The organism is Niastella sp., assembly GCF_045805085.1.
Classification (GTDB): Bacteria; Bacteroidota; Bacteroidia; order Chitinophagales; family Chitinophagaceae; genus Niastella.
This window is the reverse complement of sequence record NZ_JBJMLX010000505.1, coordinates 1-5,680: the sequence shown is the minus strand read 5'-3', so window position 1 is coordinate 5,680 and position 5,680 is coordinate 1. Positions and strand designations below refer to the sequence as shown.

Sequence of the window (5,680 nt, the reverse complement as noted above, 5' to 3'; positions counted from 1 at the left end):
AGTGCAATCCCGCACCACGTATTAATCCATCTCCCACACTTTCCCCTTCGCCATAAACCGCGTTTCCTTCACCGCTGCAGCTCCATTAAACCTGTATTGCACACCAACGATGCCCGTTGGTGTGTTTGGAAACGTCAACGTATAGGCCCTCTTGTTATTTACATAGATCGTAGCCATTTTATTCATCGTTACTACCCGAAGCGAAGTCCATTGGGTAAGATCACAACCAAAACCGGACAGATCGGTGAATTTGCTCTCCGCACCAGCGCCACAGAAATAAAAATTCAGGTTACCTACACAGGATCTTGCTGCCAGCGGGATGATGATGATATCATCCTTACACTGGATAAGCACCTGGGCGTAATGGCAGGCATTAGTACCATCGTCAAAGTCGTTTTTCACCTTCGTTTCGAAGGTAAAATTGTCGTTCATCAAATCGCCGAGATCGCGCTGATTGAAAAAACGCACGCGTTGTACTGTTGCTGAACGTCGGTATGGCGCCAATAGGGTGTCATTTACTTCGACAATACCGTTTTTCTGGCATAGCTCTTTTTTGAAGTATACTGGAATGGGCTCTTCTTCCAGCAGGCACAACCATCCGTTTGAGGTGATCCATACATCATGCCTCTTCATAACCTGGTCGTCCGCAATTAGTTTGGTTCTGAAAAAACCGGGATAATAGTAAATGGCCGAATGTTCATGCTTATCAGCCGACACCAATATCTTTCGGCGGATATCCCATGTTTGTACTATAAATAAAGAGTCTGGTTTTACTTTCGCGGTGTAATGAAAGATCACGGAATTGGGCACGCCTTCACCTATCATTTTATTGGTGCTGAATTCGAACTGGCTGGGATCATATTGAGTTTGTTTATGGCGGGCGGAAAGGAATAGAAAAAATACGCCAGCGATAAGGATCAGTGCGCCGGCCAGCGTAATAACCAGGTGCTTTTGTTTTCGCTGTGGCCGGGGTGTTACTGTACTGGTTTCGGGAGCTTCGGCGGGCCGATCCTCGTTTTGCTTGAAATCCCGCCAATCAACAAAACCGGCAAATTGCGCCAGGGTGTTCAGCGTGGTCAGGGTGGGTGCGCTGTCATACTTCAGTTTTCCCCAAATGCGTTTGAGCGTAGTGACGCTGAGGCGTACCTGTGTACGATCGAAAATTGCTTCTGACAGCTTTTCAAAATCGTACGTCGTCCAATTATCACTGGCGCCCCGATTAAATAGCGTCTCTATTCGTTCGAGTGCCCGCGACAGGTAATATTGCTCGCTGTTGTTGTCCATTTTTACTGATAAATATGGTTGGCGTTCATTTGCACTGGTTTGGCAAACACTTGCACACGCTACTGGCGGCCTGTGAATGTAACTTGTCTGTGCTAATCATAAAGTTAAAAAACAGATAGTTATGAACCCAACATTCAAAAAGTTCGTCCTCACCCTCCTGATACTGCACTTTATTGCATTGGCCGCTGTTGCGCAAAAAAAGAAAGCCGCGGCCCAGGAAACGACAATTCCTATGGAGCCTGCTTATTGGCAGTATGATTCAACGGGGATTGAATTTATCATGAACAGAAATGTTAAGGCAATCCATCTCAAAGGTCCATCCCCATTGGTGCTCAAAAACGGGCAATTTTCAAATGGCACCATTGAATATGATGTAGAAATTGTTCGGGGTTTTCCTGGAATTACCTTTCGCGAGTCGGGTGACAGGAAGAACAGCGATCAATTTTACCTGCGGTATTTTGGCACCACGTCACCGGAAAGTCGAACCACCCTTCAATATGCAGCAGTGATCGATGGCATGAGCATGTGGGACCTTACGGATGAATACCAGGCAGGCGCCACCCTCAACATTCCGGGATGGAACCATGTGAAATTGATTATATCAGGAAAACAAATGAAAGCTTTTGTTAATGACATGACCCATCCGGCACTGATAGTGCCTGCCCTGGAAGGCAACCTGGAAAAAGGCGGCCTTGCTTTTTCGGGCGGAGAAGTGACCATTGCCAACCTGGTGATAAAACCTGATGTGGTTGAGAACCTCGATCCGGCCCCGGGTTATATTTCCACATACAACGATACGCGGTACCTGCGTAGCTGGCAGGTGAGCAATGCCAGTGATTTTGCATTTGGAAAAGAGATCGTGCCGCCATTCCAATTTTTAAGCAAGACCTCCACTGGCCCAGGTTTGCCCGATAGTTCAACCAGGTGGACGCCCATAATGGCAGAAGCACGCGGTAATATAAACCTGACGCGGATTTTAGGTCATACGGATTTCAGTAAACGCCGGTTTACCTGGTTGAAAACAACGATTGAATCTGACAGCGCACAGGAACGTCTCCTATATCTCGGCTTTAGCGATGAGGTATGTTTATTCCTAAATGGAGACTTCTTATATTCAGATAAAAACTATTTTGGAACACCAGGCCAAAAATTTCCTCGTGGAAGGTGTACGATTGAAAACACCACGATTAAATTGCCGCTCCATAAAGGCAAAAACGAGATCCTGATCGGGCTGGCCAACTATTTTTATGGTTGGGGTATTGTTGCCCGGCTGGATGATACGGATGGAATTCACCTGACAAACAATAGATAATTGTTCAACCAGGGAAATAAAAGTGCGAACCAATCATAACGATCGGTTCGCGCTTTTATCTTATTCTTATTTACTTATTATAGCTGTAGCTTCTACTTCCAGTAACAGATCTGCTTTAACAAATTGGCTTACTTCCATTGTTGTAGAAGCAGGAGGTTGAGCGAGATTAATATACCTGTCCCTTACTTTTTTGAACACAGGAAGGTTAGAAACATCTGTCAAATAGTTAGTCAATTTGACAACATTTTCCATGCTTCCGCCAGCTTTTTCCACAATACTTTTAATAGACTGGAAAATATGCTCGGCCTGTTGTTCAAAATTATCTTTTCCAACAGTATTGCCCTCAGCATCGAAAGCCACCTGCCCTGATAAAATAATCATTTTGGAGGCTCCCAGGTCAATTTCAACATATTTAGAATATCCAGTGGGTGCAATGTCCTTAAACTTAACCATGATAAATTCGATTTTTGATACAAAGATTACACTAAATTGATAATTTGTACCTTTCTATCTAGCTCAATTATTTTGGCTATACAGTTTACCCCAAAATTAATTTACTCTGTGAAAGATTTTATAAAAAAGGAAATAGCTTTTGAACGGGTAATTTTCTTTAGTGATGCTATCGTAGCCATCGCCATCACCCTGCTGGCGTTGAACTTAAAACTGGAGATCCCACCCGAACACAAAGTAAGTTTTGCGGACCTGCTGCTACCCTGGAGAAACTACCTGGCTTTTATTCTTTCCTTTATCAATATCGCCGGTTTTTGGCGAACCCATCACAATGCATTTCTCTACATTTATAAAATGGACGACCGCATGATGTTTATGAACACCTGCTGGTTGTTCCTGATCATTACTTTACCTTTTGCTACCACACTGGTTAGCGATCACTTCGGCCAGACGCCGGTGATCTTTCTCTATAGCCTGAACGTGCTATGCCTGGCCATTCTACAAAATTCCATCTGGGATTATGCCGATACCAAAAGTTATATTGATAAAGAAAAACTTCCTGAAACCTTAAGAACCCGGTTCCGGCTCATATTTAATTTAGATATGATCAATAGCCTTATCTGTGTGATCCTTTCGTTTTTCTTTCCAAAACTTGCTTTTATATTCCTGTTCTTTAAGTTGCCCATGTTTCTGTTTGGTACTTTCTACCTGGTTGGAAAAAGAAAAAAGCAATTAAACAGTTGAGCTTACATTTGCGACATGAAAGAACAATTAACTACGCTCATTAAGAAATTAAAGGACAACTCTGTAATGTTCAAAGATGTGATCGGGTTTATTGAAATGTACTATCAACATCAACCCACTGCCTTTAAAAACGGGGAGGCTTATAATGAAGCCACTCAAAATCAGGGTAGCGCCAAAGTTTTTTCATTCGCGCAGTTACATAACCTGAGCAAGGAAGACACCCTTTATTTATTTGCTGAACACTATCAATCCGTACTAAATACGCCCAACGGAACTGACCACCAGAACATCAGGCAATTTATGGAGCATGGCTGGTCAGGGATCGCTTTTGAGGGACAGGCCCTGGTTGCGAAATAATTATTTCTGCCAAAATATTACGAGTTCAATTCAATATCAAATGAGCGCAGTAGCAATTTCCACGAATAGTGACCATTACGATGTAATTATTGTAGGTGCAGGTCCCGCAGGATGCTCCTGTGCTATGGCGCTCAAAAACTCCGGATTGCGGATAGCCATTATTGACAAACACCAGTTCCCACGCGATAAGGTCTGTGGCGATGCCATTCCGGGCCGGGCCATTAAATTCCTTCATGAAATAGATCCCCATTTTGCAGCAAGGCTGGCCGCGTTTACGGAAAAGCTGCCTACCCGCAGCACGGTTTGTTATTACAACAACAAGAAACTTGATTTTACCTGGACCCTCGAGGCTTACACCGTTACCCGCGAGCATTTCGATAATTTTCTTTTTGCCCACCTCAAAACAAGTAAGGATACAGATACCCTGGAAGGCATTGCGATAAGCGATATTGTGAGGTCTGAAAATGGATATTCCGTCATTGCAAAGGACAGCAACAAACGATATGATTGCACCATGGTGATTGGCGCTGATGGCATCAACGGGGTTACGGCTAAAAAACTCACCGCCCGCCATATGGACCGGAAACATCATGTTGCCGGCGTAAGGGCTTATTACAGCGGTGTTACGGGCATGGAAGACACCTGCACTGAAGTTTACTTCGACAGAAAATACCTGCCGGGATATTTTTGGGTATTCCCCATTAAAGGCGGTATGGTGAATGCAGGAATGGGCATTTTATCCGACATAGTTGTTCGTAATAAGATCAACGTCAAAAACGCCTTTTATGATTTTATAGAACGGTCGGCTGTATTAAAGGAAAAGTTTAAAAATTCCAAGCACATAGGAACATTACAAGGCTGCGGCCTTCCAATGGGTTCACGATGGGTAGAGATGAGCGGGGATCATTTTTTATTGGTGGGCGACGCTGCCTCGCTGATTGACCCCGTTAGCGGAGACGGGATCGGCAACGCCGTTCTTAGTGGTAAACTGGCGGCGGAGCAGGTGAAACAATGTTTTGCCAGCAACAACTTCAGTGCGGCATTTATAAAAAATTACGATCGCGTTCTATATAAAAGGGCGGGAGCAGAGATGCGCAGAAAAACAAAAGTGCTGAAAACTATGGCCCGCATGCCCTTTCTTTTTGAGGCCGCATTTATCGTTGGCCAAAACAGGGTTATAAAAAAGTTTATGAAGTAAGCGATCCCACCGTTATAATTATTCAATTGACCGGACTTTCCTCAGGTGCAGGTAAAACCACATTAACCGCAGGCGTGAATTTCTCTTGTTTTCCGGGGCTAATCGAGTAGGTGGCGTAGGATTAGTTCCTACGCCGACCTCTCCCACCACCGTACGTACCGTTCGGTATACGGCGGTTCCCTAATTTAGTAAACGCGCATTCAGGTAACAGTCCGTGAAGAATAGAAAGCCCGCATCTCTCAACCGGGTGTTAGTGGCTGTCGTGGACAGTATCCAACTGTTGGCGGTGTGCCAGTAACCCTTCCGGGTGTTAGCATGTTGCCATGCCTTGTATT

General features: G+C 44.4%; 6 protein-coding genes. 4 read left to right on the top strand and 2 right to left on the bottom strand.

The features are described from left to right. Window positions 1-21: 21 nt before the first annotated feature. A complete protein-coding gene (locus tag ACJ751_RS26450; protein ID WP_407748542.1) occupies window positions 22-1,284 on the bottom strand; it encodes a hypothetical protein in 1,263 nt (420 codons plus the stop codon). 121 nt (window positions 1,285-1,405) lie between these two features. Here ACJ751_RS26450 and ACJ751_RS26445 point away from each other — a divergent pair, with 121 nt between their 5' ends. Continuing rightward, window positions 1,406-2,596 carry a hypothetical protein gene (locus tag ACJ751_RS26445; protein ID WP_407748541.1) on the top strand — a complete coding sequence of 397 codons (1,191 nt, stop codon included), beginning with the start codon at window positions 1,406-1,408 and terminating at the stop codon, window positions 2,594-2,596. A 66-nt stretch (window positions 2,597-2,662) separates the two neighbouring features. Here the strand turns inward: ACJ751_RS26445 and ACJ751_RS26440 are convergent, their stop codons facing one another. Continuing rightward, window positions 2,663-3,049 (bottom strand): RidA family protein, encoded by a 387-nt coding sequence (locus tag ACJ751_RS26440; protein WP_407748540.1) that lies wholly within the window; start codon window positions 3,047-3,049, stop codon window positions 2,663-2,665. Between the two features lie 108 nt (window positions 3,050-3,157). Between ACJ751_RS26440 and ACJ751_RS26435 the strand changes: the two genes are divergently transcribed. Genes ACJ751_RS26435 through ACJ751_RS26425 form a run of 3 tightly spaced genes read left to right on the top strand, consistent with a single transcriptional unit; the run spans window position 3,158 to window position 5,345 of the window. Then, the gene (locus ACJ751_RS26435; RefSeq protein WP_407748539.1) at window positions 3,158-3,790 is read left to right on the top strand and encodes a TMEM175 family protein; all 633 of its coding nucleotides are present in this window, start codon (window positions 3,158-3,160) and stop codon (window positions 3,788-3,790) included. A gap of 15 nt (window positions 3,791-3,805) precedes the next feature. Next, the gene (locus ACJ751_RS26430) at window positions 3,806-4,147 is read left to right on the top strand and encodes a HopJ type III effector protein (protein ID WP_407748538.1); all 342 of its coding nucleotides are present in this window, start codon (window positions 3,806-3,808) and stop codon (window positions 4,145-4,147) included. 40 nt (window positions 4,148-4,187) lie between these two features. Next, window positions 4,188-5,345 carry a geranylgeranyl reductase family protein gene (locus tag ACJ751_RS26425; protein WP_407748537.1) on the top strand — a complete coding sequence of 386 codons (1,158 nt, stop codon included), beginning with the start codon at window positions 4,188-4,190 and terminating at the stop codon, window positions 5,343-5,345. Window positions 5,346-5,680 lie beyond the last annotated feature (335 nt).

Bases quoted from the DNA above. Each gene is read 5' to 3' on its own strand.
- ACJ751_RS26450 (WP_407748542.1), bottom strand. From the start codon at position 1,284: ATGGACAACAACAGCGAGCAATATTACCTGTCGCGGGCACTCGAACGA.
- ACJ751_RS26445 (WP_407748541.1), top strand. From the start codon at position 1,406: ATGAACCCAACATTCAAAAAGTTCGTCCTCACCCTCCTGATACTGCAC.
- ACJ751_RS26440 (WP_407748540.1), bottom strand. From the start codon at position 3,049: ATGGTTAAGTTTAAGGACATTGCACCCACTGGATATTCTAAATATGTT.
- ACJ751_RS26430 (WP_407748538.1), top strand. From the start codon at position 3,806: ATGAAAGAACAATTAACTACGCTCATTAAGAAATTAAAGGACAACTCT.
- ACJ751_RS26425 (WP_407748537.1), top strand. From the start codon at position 4,188: ATGAGCGCAGTAGCAATTTCCACGAATAGTGACCATTACGATGTAATT.